The organism is Bradyrhizobium sp. CCBAU 53338, assembly GCF_015291665.1.
Taxonomy (GTDB): Bacteria; Pseudomonadota; Alphaproteobacteria; order Rhizobiales; family Xanthobacteraceae; genus Bradyrhizobium.
Genome location: NZ_CP030048.1, coordinates 7,162,879 through 7,185,113, shown reverse-complemented (window position 1 = coordinate 7,185,113; position 22,235 = coordinate 7,162,879). Strand labels below are relative to the sequence as shown.

The following is a 22,235-nucleotide window of genomic DNA, read 5'->3' as shown; positions in this document are numbered from 1 at the left end:
GCTACAGCGGCGTGCCCTGATACTCCCGGTTCGCCAGGCTCGCCTCTTCCAGGTCCAGATCGCGTTCGATCCTCCGCCGCGTCTCGTCGGTGATCTGGCCGTCGCGCAGGAGGTCGTGGATGAACTTGCGCTCGGCCTCGATCAGTTCGCGGGTCAGCGCGGTGCCGGCTGCGGAGACGTCGTGGTGGGCGGGATCGAGCGAGTCAGGCAGCTGGTTGACGCGGATCTCATGACGGGCGCGCAGCAGCCGCATCACCTCGTCCGACACCTCCTTCTGCTCGGTCAGCGCATCCAGCGATTTCAGCGCGGCGTCGAGCGCCTGGCGCCGTGCCGCGATCTCGGCCTCGTGCTCGGCGACATGCTCGTTGCGGCCGGCTTCCGCGATGCCGAGCGCGCGCACCACCGGCGGCAGCGTCAGGCCGACGCCGATCAGCGTGATGAAGATGACGCCGAAGGCGACGAACAGGATCAGATCGCGATAGGGGAAAGCATCGCCGTCGGGCAGCGTGAACGGCAGCGCCAGCGCGGCGGCGAGCGACACCGCGCCGCGCACGCCGGTGAAGGCGAGCGCGAACGGCCATTGCCAGGGCGGCGAGGGATCGCGCGCGCGCAGGGACTTCGAGAGCATCCGCGGCAGGTAAGTCGCGGGATAGAGCCAGGCGAAGCGCGCCAGAACGACGATGACCATGACCAATGCGGTCGCGAGCATGATGTCGTCGAGCGGAAACGCTTTTGACTTTTCGTAGAGCGCCCGCATCTGGAAGCCGGTGAGCAGGAACAGCAGGCCCTCGATCAGGTAGATGATCAGGTCCCAGAAGAAGATGCCCTGCAGCCGCGTCGACGCCGAGATCAGCAGCGGCCCGTTCCAGCTGACATAGAGGCCGCAGGCGACGGTGGCGATCACGCCGGAGCCGCCGACGTGTTCGGGCAGCCAGTAGGACACGTAAGGCGTGATCAGCGACAGCGTCAGTTCGACCCGTGGCTCGCACGACCATCTGCGGAAACGCAGCGAGAGCCAGCCGACGCCGATGCCGAAGGCGATCTCGCCGGCGACGATCAGGGCAAATTCGCCTGTTGCCAGCGGCAGCGAGAAATGCCCGACCACGATCGCGGCGAGCGCGAAGCGGTACAGGATCAGCGCGGTGGCATCGTTGGCGAGCCCTTCGCCTTCGAGGATGACCAGCAGCCGGCGCGGCATGTTGAGCCGTCGCGCGATCGCGAGCGGCGCCACCACGTCGGGCGGCGCGACGATCGCGCCCAGCAGGAAGCCGATGCTCCAGGGCAGGCCGATCACGTAGTGCGTCGCCATCGCCACCATCGCGGCGGTAAAGATCACCGCGCCGACCGCGAGCAGCACGATCGGACGCAGATTGTTCCTGAACTCGCGCCAGCTCATCGCCACGCTCGCCGAGTAGATCAGCGGCGGGAGCACCATCAGCAGCACCAGCTCCGGCGGCAGTTCCACCGGCGGCATCCCGGGCACGAAAGCGAGGCCGACGCCGGAGAGCATCAGCAGGATCGCGGGCGCCAGGTTGAAGCGGCGTGCAACCAGCGCGGTGCCTGCCAGCACGGCGAGCAGGATGAGAAAGGTCTGGAATTTCGCTGCGATCATGACCTGTCTTGGCCGGAAGCGGCCGGGAGGTCAATGCAGGGCGGCCTACACCAGCTTTTCCGCCACCATGCGCCCGATCCGCGCGAACACCGCCTCGAGCTGAGCCGGATTCGGCGCGCCGCCCTGGGTATAGGCGGCGATCAGGATCGGTGCATCGGGCTTGGGCCAGGTGACGGCGATATCGCCTGATGCGTCCTTGCCGTTGCTGCCGGTCTTGTCGCCGATCTTCCAGGCTGCCGGCAGGCCGCCGCGCAGCCGGTTCGCGCCGGTCTTGCAGCCGACCATCCATTCGGTGAGTTGGATCCGGGAAGCCGGTGACAGCGCTTCGCCCGTCACCAGCCGCTTCAGATTGCTGGCCATTGCGGCCGGCGTGGTCGTGTCATGGGGATCGCCGGGCGGCGAGCGGTTGAGCTCGGGCTCGTTGTGGTCGAGCCGCGAGGTGGTGTCGCCGGTCGATCGCCAGAACGCCGTGAGCGCGGCGGGTCCGCCGATCCGCGCCAGCAGCAGGTTGGCGCAGGTGTTGTCGCTGAGCTCGACGATCGCCTTGCACATGTCGGCGACCGACATCGCGCCGGCCGTCAGGTTCTGCTTCGCAACCGGCGCGTACTCGAGCAGGTCGGCCTTGCCGAAAGAGATCATCGCGGCCAGCTTCTCCTCGCCGCGGTCGACCCGCGCCAGCACGCAGGCCGCGAGCGAAGCCTTGAACGTCGAGCACATCACGAAGCGCTCGTCCGCGCGCCATGCGAGTTTTGCGCCGGTGGCGAGATTCTCCGCATAGACCCCGATCCGTCCGCCGCTCTCGCGCTCATAGGATTCAAGCTCGGGCGGCGCCTCCGCGGCGAGCGCGGGAGAAGCGGCCATCCAGCAGAGCGAGGCGAGCACGGAACGGCGATCGAGCATGGGGGGCCTTCTGGGAGACGGAGAAGTGGAAAGAGATGCAATCGACGGGCTATCCGCGTCGTCATCGCGCGCGAAGCGAAGCAATCCAGGGTCTCTCCGCGGAGAGACTCTGGATTGCTTCGTCGCAAGAGCTCCTCGCAATGACGTGTGGCGAGAGTTGGGCTTGCAATGACGGAGAATGAGGGATGAGCGCGGCAGGTGGATGGCCGGCGAAAGCCCTCACTCCTTCAGATCGTACCGATACGATTTCGACACGATCTGCCAGCCGTCGGCGAGCTTCATCGCCACCAGATAGTCCGTGAAAAACCGCGGCGGCAGCTGGCATTTGACCTTGATGAAGGCGGTCTTGTCGTCCGAACGGTCGATCGTGACGATGAAATCCTCGCGCGGCTTGCCTTCGGCCTTGGCGGAGGGGCGCTTGCGGACCCAGGCGAGCCAGTCAGGCACGGTCAGGATCTTCAGCTCGCCCTTTTCCACCCAGCGCAGATCGGCGGACGGATGGAAGACGTCGCCGAGCTTGTCGGCGTCGCCCTCGTAAAGCGCGTCAAAATAGGATTGCACGACGGCTTCGATGCTCGACCGATTTGGGCTCATGGATCATCCCTTTGAATGATGGCTTGGCGAGAATTTAGTCGGACGCGTCGGATTGCGCTATCTCTGTCTTCCGCGATTTGCGCGAGGGCACCATCATGACGGGTTCACGACATCAGAATGCTCGTATCCTTGCCGGCGAATGCACCTGCCGCGCGGTCCGCTACGAGGTGGCGGACGCGTTCTCCTACGCGCTGAACTGTCACTGCTCGAACTGCCGCCGGACCACGGGTTCCGCCTTCAAGCCGTTCGTCGGCATCGAATACAGCCGGCTCCGCCTCGTCGGGGGCGAGGACATCAGGATCATCTACGGCGACGACACCACCCATGACGCGCACTGCGGCCGCTGCGGCTCGCTGCTTTATTCCCGCGTCCGCGAAGGCCAATGGGCCCATGTCGCCATGGGAACCCTGGTCGATGCCCCCACCATCCGCCCGACCGCCCATATCTTCGTCGGCTCCAAGGCGCCGTGGCACGAGATCACGGACAATCTGCCGCAGTATCGGGGCCACATCGAAGATGCGTAGCGGAAACCGGCCCGCGGGCATTTGGTGGCGAACCGCCAAGGCTCTGGCGCGACTAACAAAAAGGGTTCCTCGGCATGTCGCCGGCGCGGTGTGCGTGACCTCCATCACAAGCGCAGGCAATGGATCTTGCTAAGGCTGGCCCCGAGGGTGTGAACTACCCCGAATATTTGGACGTCGTGTCATGCGAAATATTTTCAGACTTTGCCTGCTTCTGCTCGCTGTCGCGCTGATGTGGGGTGCCGAGCCCGCCTTCGCCGGAAAACGCGTTGCGCTGGTTTTGGCCAACTCGGCCTATCAGCACGCGCCCTCGCTTCCCAATCCCGTCAACGACGGTGCGGTGATGGCGAAGACGCTGAAGGATGCCGGCTTCGATGTCGTCGATTCCCGCCACGATCTGACCGCGCTCGAAACGCGGCGCGTGCTGCGCGACTTCGCCGATGCGACCCGCGATGCCGACATCGCCGTGGTCTACTATGCCGGCCACGGCATCGAGGTCGAAGGCTCCAACTATCTGATCCCGGTCGACGCCAAGCTCGAGCGCGACACCGACGTCTATGACGAGGCGCTTTCGCTCGATCGCGTTCTGGTCGCCGTCGAGCCGGCGAAGCAGCTTCGCCTGGTGATCCTCGACGCCTGCCGCGACAATCCGTTTGGCCGGACCATGAAGCGCACGCTCGCTTCGCGCGGCATCGGCCGTGGTCTGGCCCAGGTCGAGCCGACCAGCACCAACACGCTGATTGCCTATTCGGCCAAGGCCGGGTTCACCGCGCAGGATGGCGACGGCGCCAACAGTCCCTTCACGATCGCGCTGTCGAAGCATCTGACGACGCCTGGCCTCGACGTCCGCCGCGCTTTCGGCTTCGTGCGCGACGACGTGCTGAAATCGACCGGCAACAAGCAGGAGCCGTTCGTCTACGGTTCGCTCGGCGGTGAAGACGTGCCGCTGGTGCCGGTCAAGGCCGCGCCGGCGGCCGCGGCGGCATCTGCGCCTGCGGTCAATCCGCAAGCCGACATGCGCCGCGACTACGAGCTCGCGCTCCAGGTCGGCAACAGGCCGGCGTGGGAGGCCTTCCTGGCCCAGCACCCGGACGGTTTCTACGCGAGCCTTGCCAAGCTCCAGCTCGACAAGATCCAGGCCGAGCAGGTTCATGCCGCAGCGATCGAGAAGGCAAAGCAGGCGGAAGCCGAGCGCGACCGTCTCGCTGCGCTTGGTGCGCAGAAGGACGCGCAGGCCAAGGCTGCGGCCGACGCGAAGGCGGCGGAGCAGGCCCAGTTGGCCGCGCAGAAGGCCAAGGAGCAGGCGCAGCAGCAGGCCGCCGCTGCCGAGCAGCAGCGCGTCAATCTCGCTGCCGCCGCGCCGACCGCCGCGCCGGCCGGCACGGCGAGTCCCGCCGGAACCAATGTCGCCGCGCTGACGCCGGCCACCACGCCGGCCGATCTCAGCCGCTCGGTGCAGACCGAGCTCGGCCGCGTCGGCTGCTTCTCAGGCCAGGCTGACGGCAACTGGAACACGTCCTCGCAGCGGTCGCTGTCGCAGTTCAACCGCTATGCCGGCACCAAGCTCGACGTGAAGGTGGCGAGCACGGACGCGCTCGACACGGTAAAGGCCAGGCAGTCGCGCGTCTGCCCGCTGGTCTGCGATCACGGCTTCAAGGCCGACGGCGACACCTGCACCAAGATCGTCTGCGGCGACGGTTTCGTGCTGAACGACGACAATGAATGCGAGAAGCAGCGTGCCGGCAAGCCGGCCAGGCCTGCAGGCGCCAAGCCCGCAACCGCCAGGCGCGACGACGGCGATGACCGTCCCGCACGGCAGCGTCGTCAGTCCGGCGGTGCGGCGGCGGGAGCTGCGGGCGGCGCTGCTGTTGCCGCCGGCGCCGGTCGCGCTACGGGCGGAAGTGGTCAGATCTTTTGTAACGATCTGCTCTGCCGTCCCGTCAAGCGCGGTTGCCATCTCGAGTATCACGGCGGCGGCGGCCCTCACGTCGATGCCAATGTCGAGGTCTGCAACTGAGGTGTCGCAAGAGAGCTGTGACGGCTACGCCGAGATCGCGCTCGCCGCGATGTTCACCGTCAGCGCCAGCAGCGCCGTATTGTAGATGAACGAGACGATGCCGTGCGCCGTGGCGGTGCGGCGGATGGTCTTGTCGGTGATGCCGACGTCGGAGACCTGCGCGGTCATGCCGATCACGAACGAGAAATAGACGAAGTCCCAATAATCGGCGTGGTCTTCCTTGTCGCCGCTCGGGAACTGCAATCCGCCGGGCGGATGGCGGTAATAGTCATGAGCGTAGTGCAGCGCGAAGGTCGTGTGCACGGCGGCCCAGGACAGCGCGATGGTGGTGATGGCGATGGTGAGCTCCGCGGCGCCACGGTGCGGCGTGCCGAGCTCGGAGACGATCGCCGCGATGCTGGCGAACGCGCCGACCGCCGTCACCAGCAGGATCACGAAGCGGCCGTCGTCCTGCATCGCAGCCGCACGGCGGATGTGCTGATGGTCGTTGCACAGCATCATCGTATAGACCAGCACGAGATAGACCGCGATCAGCGCATCCCAGCCGAACAACAGCCGCGTCACCAGCCGGTACGAGCCGGGGACGAGCAGGCAGACGAGGACGCCGACGGCGAGCGAGATGAAGGTCCGCGGCCGCGCGTAGATCAGCCGCATCGGTCGCGACATCTGGCGGAAGCGGGCGAGGACGGGGTCTTCCTTGTCAGTGGCCATGGTGGCGATGGCTCTCTGCTCCCTCTCCCCGCAAGCGGGGAGAGGTGAAGATCGTGAATACGTCAGCTCTTGCGCTCGGCGACGAAACGGGCTGCGGCTTGCAGCACGGCGGCGCGATCGCCGAAGATCGACACCGCGCTGTCGGCGCGCGCCAGCAGGTCGCGGACGCGCTGCTTGGCGCCGTCGATGCCGAGCTGGGTGACGAAGGTGGTTTTGCCGAGCGCGGCATCGGCGCCGGCCGGCTTGCCGAGCGCGGCCGCATCGCCTTCGACGTCGAGCAGATCGTCGGCGATCTGGAAGGCTTCGCCGAGCGCGCGGCCGTAATCGTCGAGCGCCTGGTATTCTTTCTGCGAGGCCTGGCCGAGGATCGCGCCGGCGATGCAGCCGTAGCGTAGCAGCGCGCCGGTCTTCATCTGCTGAATGCGGGCGACGTCGATCGGCTCGTTGCCGCCGAAGCGGCCTTCGCCGGCGAGGTCGAGGATCTGGCCGCCGACCATGCCGCCGATGCCGGCGCAGCGCGCCAGCGCCCGCGTCAGAAGCAGCCGCACATTGGCGTCGCGATGAATCTCGTCGCGGGTGACGATGTCGAAGGCGAGCGTCAACAGGCCGTCGCCGGCGAGGATCGCCGTGGCGTCGTCGGTCTGCTTGTGCAGGGTGGGACGGCCGCGGCGCAGGTCCGAATTGTCCATCGCCGGCAGGTCGTCATGGATCAGCGAATAGCAATGAATGCATTCGAGCGCGGCGCCGACCAGCAGCGCGGCTTCGCGGGGAACGCCGAACACGGCGGCGCTCTCGACCACCAGGAACGGCCGCAGGCGCTTGCCGCCATTCAGGCTCGAATAGCGCATTGCGTCCATCAGTCGCTTGGGGCGGGCGATCTCATCGTGCAGGATGTCGTCCGACAGCAGGCGCCCGAGCAGGGTTTCGGTGTCATCAGCGGTCTTGTCCAGACGCTTGGCGAAATCGGACGGTGACGTGCCGGTCATCAAGAAAGGCTCCAGAACCAAAATTCGGCCGGACAATCCTTTATGCGCCCGCCCCAGTCAATCGTTTGGAAGGCCTAAAAAGTGCTGGAAAAGGCCCGAATTATCACAGACTTAATGGCGGGATCCGCGGCTGCGTTCATTTCGCGCCGGAAAGGTTGATTTGCGCATCGTTAAAATCCTGCTGGTCGCGCTCGTGGTCGTTGCTCTCACGCCCTATGTGATCGCGCCGTTCTATCGCACCGGCCATCCGGTTTCGACGCTGATGGCCTGGCGCTCGCTGACGGGCGCGCCGATGCATCGGGAATGGATCGATCTGGCCGAGATGTCGCCGCATCTGCCGCGTTCGGTGGTGGCGGCCGAGGACGCCCATTTCTGCAAGCATCACGGCATCGACTGGGGCGCACTGCGCGAGGCCATCGACGACGCAACGGAGGACGGCACGCCGTTCCGGGGGGCCTCCACCATCACCCAGCAGGTGGCAAAAAACCTGTTCCTCTGGCAGGGGCGCGATTTCATCCGCAAGGCGATGGAATTTCCGCTGGCGCTATGGGTCGACCTCGTCCTGCCGAAGCGCCGGATTCTGGAAATCTACCTCAACATCGCCGAACTCGGCCCGCAGGGGCAGTTTGGGGCGGAGACGGGCAGCGCCTATGCCTTCGGCAAGTCGGCGGCCGATCTCTCCCCCCGGGAGGCGGCGCTTCTGGCCTCGATCCTGCCGAATCCGGTCAAACGCAGCGCCAGGACCCCGGGGCCGGGCGTCCGGCGGCTGGCCGGGACCTATGTGGCGAGGGGGCAGGCGTCCTCGCTTTTGACCTGCTGGCGGGAAAATCGCTGATTTCGAGCGATTTTCGGGCGTATTTTCCGGTCGAAGAGCCTAGCTTTACGGCCAGCCTTCCTCTATAAGCCCGGCCTTGATCGGCATTCAGCTCGCCCCGTATTGCGGGTGCTGAGCCGTCCTCCGCGGACGATGCCCGGATGAACACCAATCCCTAGAGGATACTGAAATGGCCGTTCCGAGAAGAAAAACCTCGCCGTCGCGCCGTGGCATGCGCCGCTCGGCAGACGCCATCAAGAAGCCGACCTATGTGGAAGACAAGGACTCCGGCGAGCTCCGTCGTCCGCACCATCTCGACCTCAAGACCGGCATGTACAAGGGCCGTCAGGTCCTGAAGAAGAAAGAGTCCTAAAGACTCTTCTCGGGCAGAGTTATCCTCAATCAGGATGGCGTGACCTGCCTGATTTCGGCCAATCCATGAGATATGACAGTGACGGCGGCGGAGCGAATGCTTCGCCGCTGCATTGTTCTGTCCGGATATCTTGATCGAGAAGGCATTTCGCCGATGGTTGGTTTCCCGCTGCTCCTGATTCCGCTCGCGGTCTACAACATCATCGCCTTCCTGATGCCCAGCGTGTCCTTCTCGGACGTGCTGTTCAAGGTGCCGATGATCACGGGCGAGACCTGGCCGGTCACGCTCGCCGATCTGCTGCTGGCGCTCGGCGTGCTGCTGCTGCTGCTCGAAGTGGTGAAGGGCGCACGGCCCGGCGCGAAATTCCTGATGGATCATCTGCTGTCGCTGATCATCTTCGGCGCGGCCGCCGCCGAATTCGTGATGTGGCCCAAATTCGGCAACTCCACCTACTTCCTGCTGGTACTGCTGGCGATGGCCGATTTCCTCGGCGGCATTGCGCAGCGCGCGCGTCGCCGCATCACTTATGTCACCGCAGAGACCGTGCCGGTGCCACGCAAGGCGAAGCGGCAGGCCGAGGCGCCGCCACCGGCGTCGACGTTCGAGCCGAAGGTGCCCGAACCGCAGCCCGAGCCGCCCGCTCCCTCGGCGCAATCGGTTGCCGAATCCGTTTTGATGGATCATCCCGCGCCGAAGCCGGCGATCGCGCCGTCGCCGGAAATTCCCTCGCCGCATTTGCAGCCGGGCAACGGCACGCCGTCCTCCCCCGAAGAGTCGCGCTGAGATTTCTCAAGCCACCTGACGCGTGCGCGCGCTGACGCTTCCCAGCGGGCGCTTGCTGCCATAGGCCATGCGTGCGTCCTCGGACGAGCCGCGGCGCAGCCGGCTTGCCTGGGGCAGGTGTTCGGCATTGGCGATCAGCTGGGTGACGAAGCTGGGGTCGGGACGCGTCAAGGGCACCTTGCGAAGGAACTGCAAAACCGGGGTCAACGGGACCAGCGCGGTGCTCGCTTCCCGCGTTGTTTCTTCGATCTGGTCCGCATTCACCATCGCAACACCGCTGATCCGGTTGAACTGGCGCGTTTTGGGACGCTGGCGCCGGTGCATGTGATGGTCTCGCAAGGCCTATGCCGGCCGAGCCTATTCCGTTCCACGGGGTTCCGGAACGTGGTTTCCAAATTGTTTATGAACTTTGCCTAGGGTCGAAGGCGAATCTGGCCGTATCCTGTGCCGGCTCAGGACTCCCCCGCTGTCCCGAAACGAGGCGCTTTTGACCCCTGCATTGCCGCAAGCCTCCGAAATCCTCGCCGCCCTCGGCGAGGCCCTGTTCGCCTGGGATCTTGCCAGCGACGCCATCGTGTGGGGCGAGCAGGCCGGCGCCATCTTCCCCGGGATCCCTGCCGAGCGGCTCGCGACCGGCGCCGAGTTCGCCAAGCTGATCGAGCCCGCGCAAACGCTCCGGAGCGCCGCGCTCGCGCAGACATCAGCCGTGCACGGCGCCGACGGCACGCCCTACCGGGTCGAATATGGCGTGCGCATGAGCGCCTCCGATCCCGTGGTCTGGATCGAGGAGACCGGCCGCTGGTTCGCCGGCCCCGACGGCCGCCCGACGCGCGCGATCGGCTCCATCCGCATCAACAACGAACGGCACGCCCGCGACGAGGAACTGGGCAGGCTCGCCCGGCTCGATCCCTTGACCGGCGAGCTCAACCGCTCCCATCTGATTGCGGCGCTGGCCGAAGCGATCGAGGAGACGAGCCGCTTCCGCTCGACCGCGGCCTTCATGCTGGTCGGCATCGATCATCTCGCCCGCGTCAACGACGCCTTCGGCTTCGACGTGGCCGACGCCGTGATCCTCGACGTCGCCAAGCGGATTCGCGCGCGCCTGCGCGGCGGCGACGTGCTTGGTCGCTTCTCCGGCAACAAGTTCGGCCTGATCCTGAAGAACTGCACCGTCGACGACATGAACGTCGCCGCCGAGCGCTTCCTCGCCGGCATCCGCGACGAGGTGGTGCCGACCAGATCCGGCCCGGTCTCGGTCACCGTCTCGATCGGCGCGGTCAGCCTGCCGCGCTATGCCCGCAATACCGACGAGGCGATCAACCGCGCCCACGAGACGCTGGATGCCGCCAAGCGCCGCCGCGCCGGCTCGTTCGCGGCGTGGCGTCCGGATGCCGCGCGCGACGCGCAGCGCCGCGTCAACATCCGCGTCACCGACGAGATCGTCACGGCGCTGAACGAGCGTCGCATCAAGCTCGCCTACGAGCCGGTGGTCTCGGCTGCGACCCGCGAGGGCGCGTTCCACGAATGCCTAGTGCGGATGGACCAGGGCGACGGCCAGGTGCTGCTTGCGCCCGACATCGTGCCGGTTGCCGAGCGGCTCGGCCTCATCCGCCTGGTCGATCATCGCGTGCTCGAACTGGTGGTTGCCGAACTCGCGGCCGCGCCGGACATCCGCCTCAGCCTCAACATCTCGCCTGATACGACGATGGACCCGGACTGGTGGGCCGGAATCGAATCGCTGATGCGGGCCCATCCCGGCGTCGCCGAGCGGCTGATCGTGGAGATCACCGAGACGGTCGCGATCCAGGACATCGACGACGTTCGCGCCTTCGTCAGCCGGCTCAAGAATTTCGGCAGCCGCATCGCCATCGACGATTTCGGCGCCGGCTACACCTCGTTCCGCAATTTGCGCAAGCTCGGCGTGGACATCGTCAAAATCGACGGCGCCTTCGTGCAGAACATCAACCGTTCCGCCGACGACCGCGCCTTCGTGCAGACCCTGATCGACCTCGCCCGTCGCCTCGACATCAAGACCGTTGCCGAATGGGTGCAGGACGAGGAGGCCGCCGACATGCTGCGCGACTGGGGCTGCGATTACATCCAGGGCCGCCTGATCGGCCTCGCCTCAGCCGACCGGCCGTGGCGTCCGTTGCCGGACAGCGCTCTGCCTGCGGCCGGGTAGGGCTTCGTGGTCATCCCCCTGGGTGGGGCAGCCGAGCTTCACCTGGTCCTTGAATTTCTCCTTTGAAATCAATCCCCCTTCTACTGTGCATGGGGTTGTTTTCGCGGAAGCTCACGCCGATGGAAGAAACTCACGCCACGCGGCGGATCGCGTTCAGCGTCTTGATGGTCAGCCCGACCTCGGACGCCGGACAGGGCTTGCCGAAATAATAGCCCTGCACCGCGGTGCAGCCGCATTCGCGGACGAAGTCGAGCTGCTCCACCGTCTCGACACCTTCCGCCGTGGTCTCGACGCCGAGCACGGAGCCGAGGCTCGCGATGGTGCGAACGATGGCGACGCTCTCCGGGCTTTCGCCGAGCGTGCCGACGAAGGAGCGGTCGATCTTGATCCGATCGAACGGAAACTTGCGCAAGTAGCTCAGCGAGGAATAGCCGACGCCGAAATCATCCAGGCTGACGCGCACGCCGAGGGCGCGGAGCTGGTGCAGGATCCCGATGGTGGCTTCGCTGTCGTCGAGCAGCGCAGTCTCGGTGACCTCGAGTTCGAGCCGCTGCGGCGGCAGGCCGGCCTCCGCAAGCGCGCTCGTGACCATCGCCACCAGTCCGCGCGAGCGGAACTGCACCGGCGACAGGTTCACCGCGACCGTGACCTCGGGCCACGCGGCGGCCGTGGCGCAGGCCGTGCGCAGCACCCATTCGCCGATCGGAACGATCAGCCCGTTCTCTTCGGCGATCGGAATGAACTCGGCCGGCGAGACGAGACCGCGCGAGGGATGTTTCCAGCGCAGCAATGCCTCGAAGCCTGTCAGCTCGGTGGTGTCGAGCCGCACCTGCGGCTGGAACACCAGATGGAATTGGCTGGCCTCCAGCGCGCCGCGCAGATCGTGCTCGAGCGCGTGCCGGCTGCGCGCCTGTTCTTCCATCCCGGGTTCGAACAGCTGGAAGGCGCCGCGCCCCTTGGCCTTGGCCTGATACAGCGCAAGGTCGGCGCACTTCATCAGCTCGTCGGCATCGAGCCCGTGATCCGGCGCGATCGCGATGCCGACGGAGACGCCGACATGAATGGACTGGCTCTCCAGCGGCGGCGGGTGGCCGATGATCTCGACCAGCCGCCGTGCCAGCCGCTCCGCCGATTGCGGCTGCGGCCCGCGCTGGAGCACGGCGAACTCGTCGCCGCCGAGGCGGGCGACGGTGTCGTGCTCGCCGGCATTCTCCTTCAGCCGCGCCGCGACCCAGCGCAGCAGCCGGTCGCCGGCGGCGTGGCCCAGCCGGTCGTTGACGGTCTTGAAATTGTCGAGGTCGAAGCACAGCACGGCCATGGCGCCGCCGGCGATCGCGACCTGGTTCAATCCCTCGCCCATCTTCTCGCGGAACAGCGTGCGGTTGGGCAGATCCGTCAGGGAGTCGTGCCGCGCCATGTGCGCGACGCGCGCCTGGGCCTTGTGGCGCTCGGTGACGTCTTCGTAGGTGACGACCCAGCCGCCATGCTCCATCCGCTTGTGGTTGAGCTTGATGATGCGGCCGTCGCTCAAATGGCGGTGCAGCGTGTGCTCGCCCTCGCGCAGCCGCTCGACATAGTCGGCGTACAGCTTGGCGGCCGTCGTGTTCGGATGGATGCCGAGATCGCAGCTATGCTCCATGATCTCGCGCATCGAGACGCCGGGCTTCACGATCTCGGGCGAGAGGCCGTACATCTCGATGTAGCGGCGGTTGCAGACGATCACGCGCAGGCTCGCATCGAGCATGCACAGGCCCTGGCTCATGTTGTTCAGGGCGGCGTCGAAGCGACGATACTGCTCGCTCAGTTCCTCGACCGCGTGCTCGCGCTCGGTGATGTCCTCGTAAGTCGCGACGAAGCCGCCCTCGGGCAGCGCGCAATAGCGCACCGACACGATCGTGTCATTGGTCATGCGCCGCCGCATCGGCGAGGAATCGTTGCTCTCGATCCGGGCGCGGGCAGCTTCAAGGATCTGCTGCGGGCTGTATTCGGACGAGAACGCGCCGTTCGCAATCGACCGCTCGATCAGTTCGGAGAGATGGGTGCCGGGCTTGCTCTCTTCCGGCGATAGCCGGTAGATCTCACGGTAGGTCGAATTGCAGACGCGCAGGCGCATGTCGCCGTCGTAGAAGGCGAGCCCATGCGCCATGTTTTCGAGCGCGGCATCCAGCATGAGGTTTTGCTGTTTCAGAGTCTCCTCGTGCTGCAATCGTTCGGTGACGTCCTCGTGCACGGTGACCCAGCCGCCGTCGGGCATGAAGCGGGATACGGCCTGCACCTTGCGGCCGTCATGGCGCGTCACGAGAAGGGTCTTCGGGCTCCTGGTCCTGACGTCGTTGATCCGGGCGTCGCGGAACTCTTCTCCGCTCATGTCCGCTCTGTTGCCGCGCGACAGCCAGTGGTCGATGGCCGTGCTGTGCGCGACACCCGGCTTCACGACGTCTGGGTCGAGGTCGTAGAATTGCAGGAAGCGCTCGTTGCAGACGACGACGCGGGCGTCGGCGTCGTACATGATGAGGCCGTGCGACATGTGCGCGAGCGCATGCTGGCTGCGCTCGGTCTGGAGCTGCAGCTCGGTCTCGAGGCGGGCGAGGCGGCTGACGTCGTCGCAGATCGTCATCCAGCCGCCGGCGGGAAGCGGCTTCAGCTCGAGCGTGATGACAAGGCCGCTTGACAGCGTCTGCCGGGTCTGGAACGGCTTGCCGGCCGAAATCAATGCGATCCGCGAGGCGTAGAGGGTGTCGAGTTCATCGGCCGGAATATTTCCGCGCGCCATGCTGTGGGCAAGGACGTCGCGGTAACTCGTTCCGAGCCGCACGATGTCGGCCGACATGCCGAACAACTCGACATATCGGCGGTTGACCAGCACGATCCGGTTGCCGGAGTCGTAGACACAGACGCCCTGTTCCATGCCGTCGAGCGCAAGCTGGCTCAGCGACAGCAGGGCCTCTTGGCCTTGCTCGCTGTAAGCACCGAGCTCGTTGTCGCGGGTCGACGTCATGGGATCAGCGGATCTCGGTGGCAATAGGCTTAACGCAACGTAATTCAGCCACCGAGCGTAGCGAAGAGGCGGGAAAATTCCCTTAAGCGCTGTAGTTTACGGAGGGTGACTATCGATGCAGAGAGTGCAGGTCTGGCCCCGCGCCACAAATCTCGGTGTTGCAGGCGCGCGCGGCGCCTACGGTCCGTAGAGCACGAGTTCCGTATCCGTGAGATCGGCCAGTCGCGGGCGATGCGGGCCCTTGAAATATTTGCGGCCGCGGCGCTCGGTATAAATACCGACAAGGCCGGGGACGGGCTCGTTGGAATCGATGATCACCGCGATCTTGCCGAGCCGTAGCAGCAGCCGGCCGATCCGGCCGGCGCAGGCGGCGTATTCGGCGGCGCTGCGGCAGTAGATCAGCTGCATCACCGGCGGTGCGATGAACCCGCGGCGGATTCGCACCGGTTGCAGGATGAAGGGGAAGACGCCCTTCGGCGTGCGGCAGACGAGGCTGAGGCAGCTGTAGCGCGCATGCCGTGTCAGCAGCTCGGTCTCGGCGTCGGTGAGGCCTTCGATCTGTTTGGTATGTGGAGAGATGACTTCGATCTTGCTCCAGCGCGGTGCGCGCGACAGCGCGGGCACGGACAAGAAGATGCCGCGGCAATAGGCGCGAAAACCCTGCGTCTCGATGATCGGCCAGGTCCAGGGTGCCGGGCTGATGTTGAGATAGGTGACGTGCTTGTGCCGCTGCGCGATCTTGGTCAGCAGCGGCGCGTAGTTGCGGTAGGCCGGCTCGACATACCAGCTCGACAGATTGCACTGGATGGCGATCTCCTCGCCATTCTTGCGCGTCGTGTAGATCAGCAGCAGCACGCCGACCGGTTCGCCGTCATTGTCGAGCATGTAGCCGAAGCGCGGATAGCCGTCCGGCACCGGCCGGAAGGCCTGCCGGCGCAGGCCCTGGATCCAGTAGTTGCGCGAGCGGCCGGCGAAGCCGCGCGTCAGCAAGTCAGCGATGCCGTCGACATCGGACTCGGTGATCTCGCGACATCGGACCTTGGTGTGGATCACGCTCGTCTTGCCCGTAGAAATGGTCGGCCTCTCGACTTAGCGCCAGCCTTCGCCGTGGGCGTCGGCCGCGAGTTGCGGCTGCATGCCCATGATCTCGCGCACCTTGGCGGGCCAGGCGGAGAGATCGGTGCCGTGAGTGTGGAACATCGCGACGGCCAGACGATCCATGCCGAAGGCGACGCAACCGGTGTGGGCGGGCTCGCCATTGGCGTCCTGGATGCCCCAGGTCGTGCCGAAATGCTCGCGGTGATAGTTGAAGCTCATGCAGGCGGTCGGCTGCTCTTCCGAGCGCAGCGGGATCAGGAGCTCGAACTTGAGCTGCTGCTGCTTCTGGCTCACCGCCTTCATCTGGCCGACGCGGCCGAAGAACGGGTCGCTGGCATAGTCGACGCGGAAGGTCAGGCCGAGATCGGTCGCGATCTTCTGCGCGCGCACCATCCAGCGCTCGCGGAAATCCGCGACGTCATCCGGCGTGCCGATGCAGACATATTCGCGCATCCGGAACGATTGCAGCCGGTCGAGATGCTTCGACGGCTCGCGGCGGAAGCAGTCGGCCGCGACGTCGAAACGCAGGCCGCCCTTCGGCAACTGGCCGCGGCTCGCCGCGATCGGATAGACGGGATAGCAGGCCGCGGGCGACAGCACGAGGTCGGCAGGCGAGAGCGAGGTTGTCCAGTCGCCGCCGGCATCGAAGCGGCTCACCGCGGCATTGATCTCGCGTTCGGTGCCGTGCAGGCCGCAGACGCAGCCGAGCAGGTTGGGAAAGCTCTTGAGGTAGCCGGATTTTTCCAGTTGGGCACGGCTCATCACGGGCGGAAAGCGCAGCGCCTCGGTGCCGGCTTCGCGATGATTGGTGATCAACGCGGCGAGCTTCTCGACGATGCCCTCGTAGAGCGCGGTACGGGCGTAGACGCCGTCCGAGCCCATGCGATGGAACAGCTTGTCGGCGAGATGATCGAGCGGGTCGACGATCTGGGGCGCGGTGTCGGGCGAATCGGGGAGGACGGCAATGTTCATGGGATGGTGTCCTGCTATCTCAAATTTGTTCTTGTTGGTTTAGTCACGAAGGCTCGTCGGGATGCCGCTCATCAGCGTCGAGGTGGCGGCGTTGGCCAGGATGCGGTCGTTGTTGATCATGATCGGCGACGACAGCACGTCACGCAGATGGCGGCCCATGGTGAACTCGCCGTCGTTGCGATAACCGGCGAGGCCCGCGGTGCGCATCGCATGCATCACGGTCTCGACCGCAAGCTCGGAGGCCTGCACCTTGAGAAGGGTGATCGACGACTGGAAGTCGAGCGAGCCGAGCGCGCGCTCGTCATGCTCGGCATGGGCGAACGCGTCGAGATTGGCCGATATCAGCGCGCGCAGCTTTGCCAGAGACATCTTCGCGGCCGTGAAATGCGCGGCCGCTGGCGGCATCTGGCCACCGGAGCCGCGGGCCGCCTTGCGGACGAAAGCCTGGGCGCGCGTGACGGAGGCGGCGGCAATGCCGGCCCAGGCCGACGACCAGCACAGATGTGCAAACGGCGTCATGGTCTGCGCGTGGATCTTGTCATAGGCCTCCGGGAACACACGGTCGGCGGGGCAATCGACCTTGAGCTCGAAACCGGTCGAGCAGGTGCCGCGCATGCCGAGCGTTTCCCAGCCTTGCGTCTGCTTCAGCGAGTAATCGTCCTTCGCGAGGGCCAGCAGCACCTGATCCGAAGCCGCAGCCTCGGTGGCGCGGCGGGCGATGGTGACGAGGCCGTCGGCCTGGGCCCCGTAGGAGATCACGGTGGCGTCGCGGACCAGAGAAACGGTGTCGCCGGCGTGGTCGACTGCGGCCGCGCTGGCTCGGATGTTGCCGCCATTCTGGCCTTCGGTGGTGGAGGAAGCGAGCAGCCACTGGTCGCGAGCGACCCGGCGCATCATGGTTTCCATCCAGGGGATGCCGTGACCGTGTCTGACGACGCAGGCGACCTTGGTCTGGTGCATCGCATAGATCATCGCGGTCGAGGCGCAGGCGCGCCCGAGCGTGTAGCAGATGTCGGTGACGTCGTAGATCGAGGCACCGAAGCCGCCGAACTCGACCGGGATCATGACGCCGAGCAGCTTTTGCTCGCGTGCGGTGTCGAATGCCTTGTGCGGAAAGCGGGCGTCGCGATCGACGGCGTCGGCGTCGGCCGCAGCCACGCTGGCGGTGCGCGCCGCGCGCTCGATCAAGGAGGGGCCGTGCTCGAGAAGGCTCGGCTGAGTTTCGTCGAAAGTCTGGACTGCTTCACGCACGTTCATACTCGTCCGCCTCCGCTTCGTCGTTCGGGATCGCCGGCATCATTCGCGATGTCGCATCGGCGATCCTCCGACCATCTTTGCTTGTGAGAGGAGGCTACGGATTTAATTCAAATTCGTCGATGAAATTGAGGGTAAACGAACTGCAATTCCGAACGAACAGTTAAGACCCGGTTGTTTGCATGGCCCGAATTTCCGTGATGGCGTTAGGGTTCTGGAAGAAGCTCAAATTCCAGACAATCTGAGTCATCGTTTACTAAGAAACGCGAAGTAATGGTGACACCCATTGTGAGATCAGTCCGTCGCGCCCATCGTACCGGGCGACAGGTTCGATCTATTTTGGACATATGGGAATTTAACCATGCAGGCCTTCGGCACCGACGTGCGTAACCGCATCATCAAGCTGGTGAAGGGCATCCTCGCGCAGAACTCGCTCGCCGCCGATATCACGCTGTCCACGAAGCTCGTCGATGTCGGCCTGACCTCGATGGACATGGTCAATCTGATGCTGGGCGTCGAAGCCGAGTTTGACTTCACGATTCCGCAAGCCGAGATCACGCCCGAGAATTTCCAGTCCATCGAGACGCTGGAACGCATGGTCGCGACCCAGCTGCAACCGGCGACTGCGGCCTAATCCGGCCGCCGCTTCCCGGCAGGACCCTCGCCACCCCGTTTCAAAACCGCCGCAAAACTGGCATAGCTTAACCATGTCGCAGGTGGCGGACAGGGGTGAGCAGGCATGACACAGGCGGTACTGGGCATCATCGGCGGCTCCGGCATCTACGATCTGCCGGGTCTCGAGGGCGCGCGCGAAGAAGTGATCAAGAGCCCCTGGGGTGAGCCGTCAGCACCGGTGCGGCGCGGGACAATTGCTGGTCTGCCAATCGTGTTCCTGCCGCGGCATGACAAGGGCCACCGTCTGTCGCCCTCCGATATCAACTACCGCGCCAATATCGACGCGCTGAAGCGTGCCGGCGTCACGGATCTGATTTCGCTTTCGGCCTGCGGTTCTTTCAGGGAGGAGATGCCGCCCGGTACCTTCGTCCTCGTCGACCAGTTCGTCGACCGCACCCACAAGCGCGAGAGCTCGTTCTTCGGCAAGGGCTGCGTTGCGCATGTCTCGATGGCGCACCCGGTCTCGCCGCGGCTGCGCATCCATCTGGCTGCGGCGGCCGAAGCCGAGGGTATCGCGATCGCACGGGGCGGCACCTATGTCTGCATGGAGGGGCCGCAATTCTCCACCTACGCGGAGAGCATGACCTACAAAACGCTGGGCTATTCAGTCATCGGTATGACCAACATGCCCGAGGCAAAGCTCGCCCGAGAGGCAGAGATTTGCTACGCGACCGTCGCGATGGTGACGGATTTCGACTGCTGGCATCCCGATCACGACGCAGTCACCGTGCAGGACATCATCCGCGTACTGACGTCAAACGCCGACAAGGCCAAGGCGCTGGTGGCGCGGCTGGCCAAGGATTTCCCGCGTGAGCACGAGCCGTGCCCGATCGGCTCGGATCGCGCGCTCGACACCGCGCTGATCACCGCGCCCGAAGCGCGCGATCCCGAGCTTTTGAAGAAGCTCGACGCAGTGGCCGGGCGCATCCTGCGCGGTTGAGACGAAAGGCATGATCGATGAAGGTCGATGGCAAACATTTCCGCAGCATCTGGCGCGAGCGTGACGGCTGGTCGGTCGGCGCGATCGATCAGCGCCGGTTACCGCACGAGTTTGTCATTGCGAAGCTGACCTCGTGCGAGGACGCGGCGATGGCGATCCGCGACATGCTGGTGCGCGGCGCGCCGCTGATCGGCGCGACGGCGGCTTATGGCATGGCGCTCGCGATGCGCGAGGACGCCTCAGACGCCGGTCTGAAGCGCGCCTACGATACGCTCGTCGTGGCGCGACCGACCGCGATCAATCTGAAATGGGCGCTCAACGAGATGCGCGCGACGCTCGCGCCGATCGATCCGGTCGAACGGGCGGAAGCCGCTTACGCCCGCGCCGATGAGATCGTCGAGCAGGATGTCGAGATCAATCGCGGCATTGCCGCCAATGGTCTAGCCTTGATCGAAGCGATCGTGGCCAGGAAGAAACCGGGCGAGACGATCAACGTGCTGACCCATTGCAACGCCGGCTGGCTCGCCACTGTCGATTGGGGCACCGCGACCGCGCCGATCTATCTCGCCCACGAGCGCGGCATCAAGATCCATGTCTGGGTCGACGAGACGCGCCCGCGAAACCAGGGTGCCTCGCTCACCGCCTGGGAACTCGGGCATCACGGCGTGCCGCACACCGTGATCCCCGACAATACCGGCGGGCATCTGATGCAGCACGGCATGGTCGATCTCGCCATCGTCGGAACCGACCGCGTCGCCGCCAATGGCGACGTCTGCAACAAGATCGGCACCTATCTGAAGGCGCTCGCCGCGCACGACAACAACGTGCCGTTCTACGTCGCGCTGCCGTCGCCGACGATCGATTTCGCCGTCGATGACGGCATCCGCGACATCCCGATCGAGCAGCGCAGCGGCATTGAGGTCACCGACATGACCGGCCGTACCGCCGACGGCCGATTGGAGACGGTGCGCATCGTGCCAGAGGGCTCGCCGGTTGCGAACTACGCGTTCGACGTGACCCCGGCGCGCCTCGTCACAGGCCTCATCACCGAGCGTGGCGTGCTCAAGCCCGACCGCGCCTCGCTGGCGGCGGCATTTCCGGAACGGATCGCCACTGCGGCGGAGTAGGCTCTATTCAGGCGAGTCTCGCCACACCCGTCATTGCGAGTTTAGCACCGCGGCGGAACGACTCTTGATTGCTTCGCTGCGCTCGCAATGACGAAAATGATAGACTACGCCAGCGTCAACCCTGTGGCAACTTCGAGCTCCACGATCGCCTGCGCGCCGCTGGTGACCTTGATCGTGGTCATGCCCATCTCGCGCGCGGGCTTTAGATTGACGCCGAGGTCATCGAGATAGACGCACTTGCCTGGATCGACCTTCAGCGTCTCGACCATCAGCTGGTAGATGCGCCGGTCAGGCTTGCGCAGGCCGATCTTGGCGGACTCGATGACGTGGTCGAACAGCACCATCACCTCGGCGACGTAGAGCGAGCGCCCGGTCATGCTGCCGATCGCATTGGCCGGCAGATTGTTGGTGATGCAGCCGGTCTTGAATTGTGCCTTGATGCGCTTCAAGGCTTCGACCATCTCTGGACGCAGATCGCCCTGCAGCAGCGGCAGCACATCGCGGCCGCGCACTTCAGCGCCGAGGGCGCGCGATTCCCCGGCGAACAACTCGTCGAAAGTTTCGATATCGACCTCGGCGCGCTCGAACCTGGCCCAGGCATTTTCCAGGTGATTGGCGGCGTTGGTGCGCCGGATGATGTCGGCGGGCAGGCCGCGCTCCGTCTCGAATCGCGTGAACGCCTCGAACGGCGAGCTCGTCAACACGCCGCCAAAATCAAAGATTACAGCCTCGATCGCCAAGATCCTGCCCTCGTCAATTCCTTTCCAAGAGGGCTAGCATGCGCTATCCGCAAGGGCCAGTCCTGCCGACGCCAGAGCGTGTTCCATGAAGAATCTCGTGACTCTCGTCATATCCACGCTGCTGCTTGCCACGCCTGCCTACGCGATCGTCGGCGGTGGCACGCCGCAGACGGATGGCGTTGCGCGTGCGGTTGTCACCATCGTCGGTTCGCGCGGCAATTTCTGCACGGGCAGCCTGATCGCGCCGAAGCTCGTGCTCACGGTTGCCCATTGCGTGCAGCCCGGCGCAGACTACAAAATTGTTGATCGCGGCGCGGACGGTACGCCGCAGTTGCTGAACGTGCGCGCCGTCGCGATCCACCCGAGCTTCAACATGCAGGCCATGCTGGCGCACCGCGCCACGGCCGACGTGGCGTTGCTGCAACTGGAAATTCCACTCAAGGGAAAATCGACGGTACCAGTCGGCGCGCCCGACATTCCAATTCGTGTCGGCAGCCGCTTTGCCATCGCCGGTATCGGCGTGACCGTTCGCGGTGATGGCAAGAGCGGTGGTACGATTCGCGTCGCCGGTCTCGTTGTCACAGGCCAGCCCGGCACGTTCCAGATCCGCCTGGTCGATCCCGTAACCAATGGTGTTCGTGACGGAATCGGTGCCTGTACCGGTGATTCCGGCGGCCCGGTGTTCGAGGACAAGCCGGGCGGTGCCGTGCTCGTCGGCGTCATCAGCTGGTCCACGGGGCCGAACGGCGCTGCCGGTTGCGGCGGATTGACCGGGGTTACGCCGCTGACGCTCTATCGCGACTGGATCTTGCAGACCGCGCGGAGCTGGGGCGCGGCGTTGTAGTTTGATCGCGACTTGATCTATGTCATTTTGCAAGGGAAGCGCGATGGACGATCATGCCCGTCGCGGAGGAAACGCGTCGCCATCAAGGCGGCCT

21 protein-coding genes are annotated in these 22,235 nt (G+C 65.4%); 10 read left to right on the top strand and 11 right to left on the bottom strand.

Annotated elements, in window-relative coordinates; translation table 11 throughout:
* Window position 1: 1 nt before the first annotated feature.
* From XH90_RS33780 to XH90_RS33770, 3 genes are all read right to left on the bottom strand, one after another.
* Window positions 2-1,612 carry a Na+/H+ antiporter gene (locus tag XH90_RS33780; protein ID WP_246755657.1) on the bottom strand — a complete coding sequence of 537 codons (1,611 nt, stop codon included), beginning with the start codon at window positions 1,610-1,612 and terminating at the stop codon, window positions 2-4.
* A gap of 45 nt (window positions 1,613-1,657) precedes the next feature.
* Window positions 1,658-2,512: a class A beta-lactamase gene (bla, locus tag XH90_RS33775; RefSeq protein ID WP_194478533.1), complete on the bottom strand. Its 855-nt coding sequence runs from the start codon at window positions 2,510-2,512 to the stop codon at window positions 1,658-1,660.
* A gap of 219 nt (window positions 2,513-2,731) precedes the next feature.
* Complete coding sequence (locus tag XH90_RS33770) at window positions 2,732-3,106, bottom strand: nuclear transport factor 2 family protein (protein WP_194478532.1); 375 nt, start codon at window positions 3,104-3,106, stop codon at window positions 2,732-2,734.
* A gap of 95 nt (window positions 3,107-3,201) precedes the next feature.
* On the opposite strand from XH90_RS33770, the gene XH90_RS33765 reads away from it, so the two are divergent.
* Together XH90_RS33765 and XH90_RS33760 are read left to right on the top strand one after the other, a co-directional pair.
* Window positions 3,202-3,630: a GFA family protein gene (locus XH90_RS33765; RefSeq protein WP_194478531.1), complete on the top strand. Its 429-nt coding sequence runs from the start codon at window positions 3,202-3,204 to the stop codon at window positions 3,628-3,630.
* A gap of 181 nt (window positions 3,631-3,811) precedes the next feature.
* Window positions 3,812-5,644 carry a caspase family protein gene (locus XH90_RS33760; protein WP_194478530.1) on the top strand — a complete coding sequence of 611 codons (1,833 nt, stop codon included), beginning with the start codon at window positions 3,812-3,814 and terminating at the stop codon, window positions 5,642-5,644.
* Between the two features lie 24 nt (window positions 5,645-5,668).
* Here the strand turns inward: XH90_RS33760 and XH90_RS33755 are convergent, their stop codons facing one another.
* Both XH90_RS33755 and XH90_RS33750 read right to left on the bottom strand, forming a co-directional pair.
* On the bottom strand, window positions 5,669-6,355 hold the full coding sequence (locus XH90_RS33755) for a DUF1345 domain-containing protein (RefSeq protein WP_194478529.1): 687 nt from the start codon (window positions 6,353-6,355) through the stop codon (window positions 5,669-5,671).
* Window positions 6,356-6,417: 62 nt separating this feature from the next.
* A complete protein-coding gene (locus XH90_RS33750; RefSeq protein WP_194478528.1) occupies window positions 6,418-7,341 on the bottom strand; it encodes a polyprenyl synthetase family protein in 924 nt (307 codons plus the stop codon).
* 160 nt (window positions 7,342-7,501) lie between these two features.
* Here XH90_RS33750 and mtgA point away from each other — a divergent pair, with 160 nt between their 5' ends.
* The 3 genes from mtgA (at window position 7,502) to XH90_RS33735 (ending at window position 9,311) form a co-directional block, all read left to right on the top strand.
* The gene (mtgA, locus tag XH90_RS33745; RefSeq protein WP_194478527.1) at window positions 7,502-8,176 is read left to right on the top strand and encodes a monofunctional biosynthetic peptidoglycan transglycosylase; all 675 of its coding nucleotides are present in this window, start codon (window positions 7,502-7,504) and stop codon (window positions 8,174-8,176) included.
* 169 nt (window positions 8,177-8,345) lie between these two features.
* Window positions 8,346-8,528, top strand: a complete 183-nt coding sequence (rpmF, locus tag XH90_RS33740; protein ID WP_007598106.1) for a 50S ribosomal protein L32 — start codon at window positions 8,346-8,348, stop codon at window positions 8,526-8,528.
* A 153-nt stretch (window positions 8,529-8,681) separates the two neighbouring features.
* Window positions 8,682-9,311, top strand: coding sequence for a hypothetical protein (locus tag XH90_RS33735; RefSeq protein WP_194478526.1), 630 nt, complete (start codon window positions 8,682-8,684; stop codon window positions 9,309-9,311).
* Window positions 9,312-9,317: 6 nt separating this feature from the next.
* On the opposite strand, the gene XH90_RS33730 is transcribed toward XH90_RS33735, so the two are convergent.
* Window positions 9,318-9,578 (bottom strand): hypothetical protein, encoded by a 261-nt coding sequence (locus XH90_RS33730; protein WP_194482897.1) that lies wholly within the window; start codon window positions 9,576-9,578, stop codon window positions 9,318-9,320.
* 220 nt (window positions 9,579-9,798) lie between these two features.
* Between XH90_RS33730 and XH90_RS33725 the strand changes: the two genes are divergently transcribed.
* Complete coding sequence (locus tag XH90_RS33725) at window positions 9,799-11,493, top strand: bifunctional diguanylate cyclase/phosphodiesterase (protein WP_194478525.1); 1,695 nt, start codon at window positions 9,799-9,801, stop codon at window positions 11,491-11,493.
* Between the two features lie 130 nt (window positions 11,494-11,623).
* Here XH90_RS33725 and XH90_RS33720 read toward each other — a convergent pair whose 3' ends face one another.
* The 4 genes from XH90_RS33720 to XH90_RS33705 form a co-directional block, all read right to left on the bottom strand.
* A complete protein-coding gene (locus tag XH90_RS33720; RefSeq protein ID WP_194478524.1) occupies window positions 11,624-14,491 on the bottom strand; it encodes a PAS-domain containing protein in 2,868 nt (955 codons plus the stop codon).
* 177 nt (window positions 14,492-14,668) lie between these two features.
* Window positions 14,669-15,544 (bottom strand): acyl-CoA acyltransferase, encoded by an 876-nt coding sequence (locus XH90_RS33715; protein WP_194478523.1) that lies wholly within the window; start codon window positions 15,542-15,544, stop codon window positions 14,669-14,671.
* A 36-nt stretch (window positions 15,545-15,580) separates the two neighbouring features.
* The gene (locus tag XH90_RS33710) at window positions 15,581-16,561 is read right to left on the bottom strand and encodes an amino acid--[acyl-carrier-protein] ligase (protein ID WP_194478522.1); all 981 of its coding nucleotides are present in this window, start codon (window positions 16,559-16,561) and stop codon (window positions 15,581-15,583) included.
* Between the two features lie 39 nt (window positions 16,562-16,600).
* Entirely contained in the window at window positions 16,601-17,818 is a 1,218-nt protein-coding gene (locus tag XH90_RS33705) for an acyl-CoA dehydrogenase family protein (protein ID WP_194478521.1), read from the bottom strand.
* 358 nt (window positions 17,819-18,176) lie between these two features.
* Here XH90_RS33705 and XH90_RS33700 point away from each other — a divergent pair, with 358 nt between their 5' ends.
* The 3 genes from XH90_RS33700 to mtnA all read left to right on the top strand — a co-directional run bounded on the left by XH90_RS33700 (window position 18,177) and on the right by mtnA (window position 20,557).
* Window positions 18,177-18,449 carry a phosphopantetheine-binding protein gene (locus tag XH90_RS33700; RefSeq protein ID WP_194478520.1) on the top strand — a complete coding sequence of 91 codons (273 nt, stop codon included), beginning with the start codon at window positions 18,177-18,179 and terminating at the stop codon, window positions 18,447-18,449.
* Window positions 18,450-18,554: 105 nt separating this feature from the next.
* On the top strand, window positions 18,555-19,430 hold the full coding sequence (locus XH90_RS33695) for an S-methyl-5'-thioadenosine phosphorylase (protein ID WP_194478519.1): 876 nt from the start codon (window positions 18,555-18,557) through the stop codon (window positions 19,428-19,430).
* 17 nt (window positions 19,431-19,447) lie between these two features.
* Window positions 19,448-20,557 carry an S-methyl-5-thioribose-1-phosphate isomerase gene (gene mtnA / locus XH90_RS33690; RefSeq protein WP_194478518.1) on the top strand — a complete coding sequence of 370 codons (1,110 nt, stop codon included), beginning with the start codon at window positions 19,448-19,450 and terminating at the stop codon, window positions 20,555-20,557.
* 104 nt (window positions 20,558-20,661) lie between these two features.
* Here mtnA and XH90_RS33685 read toward each other — a convergent pair whose 3' ends face one another.
* On the bottom strand, window positions 20,662-21,297 hold the full coding sequence (locus XH90_RS33685; protein WP_194478517.1) for an HAD-IA family hydrolase: 636 nt from the start codon (window positions 21,295-21,297) through the stop codon (window positions 20,662-20,664).
* Between the two features lie 85 nt (window positions 21,298-21,382).
* Here XH90_RS33685 and XH90_RS33680 point away from each other — a divergent pair, with 85 nt between their 5' ends.
* Window positions 21,383-22,141, top strand: coding sequence for a trypsin-like serine protease (locus XH90_RS33680; RefSeq protein ID WP_194478516.1), 759 nt, complete (start codon window positions 21,383-21,385; stop codon window positions 22,139-22,141).
* Window positions 22,142-22,235 lie beyond the last annotated feature (94 nt).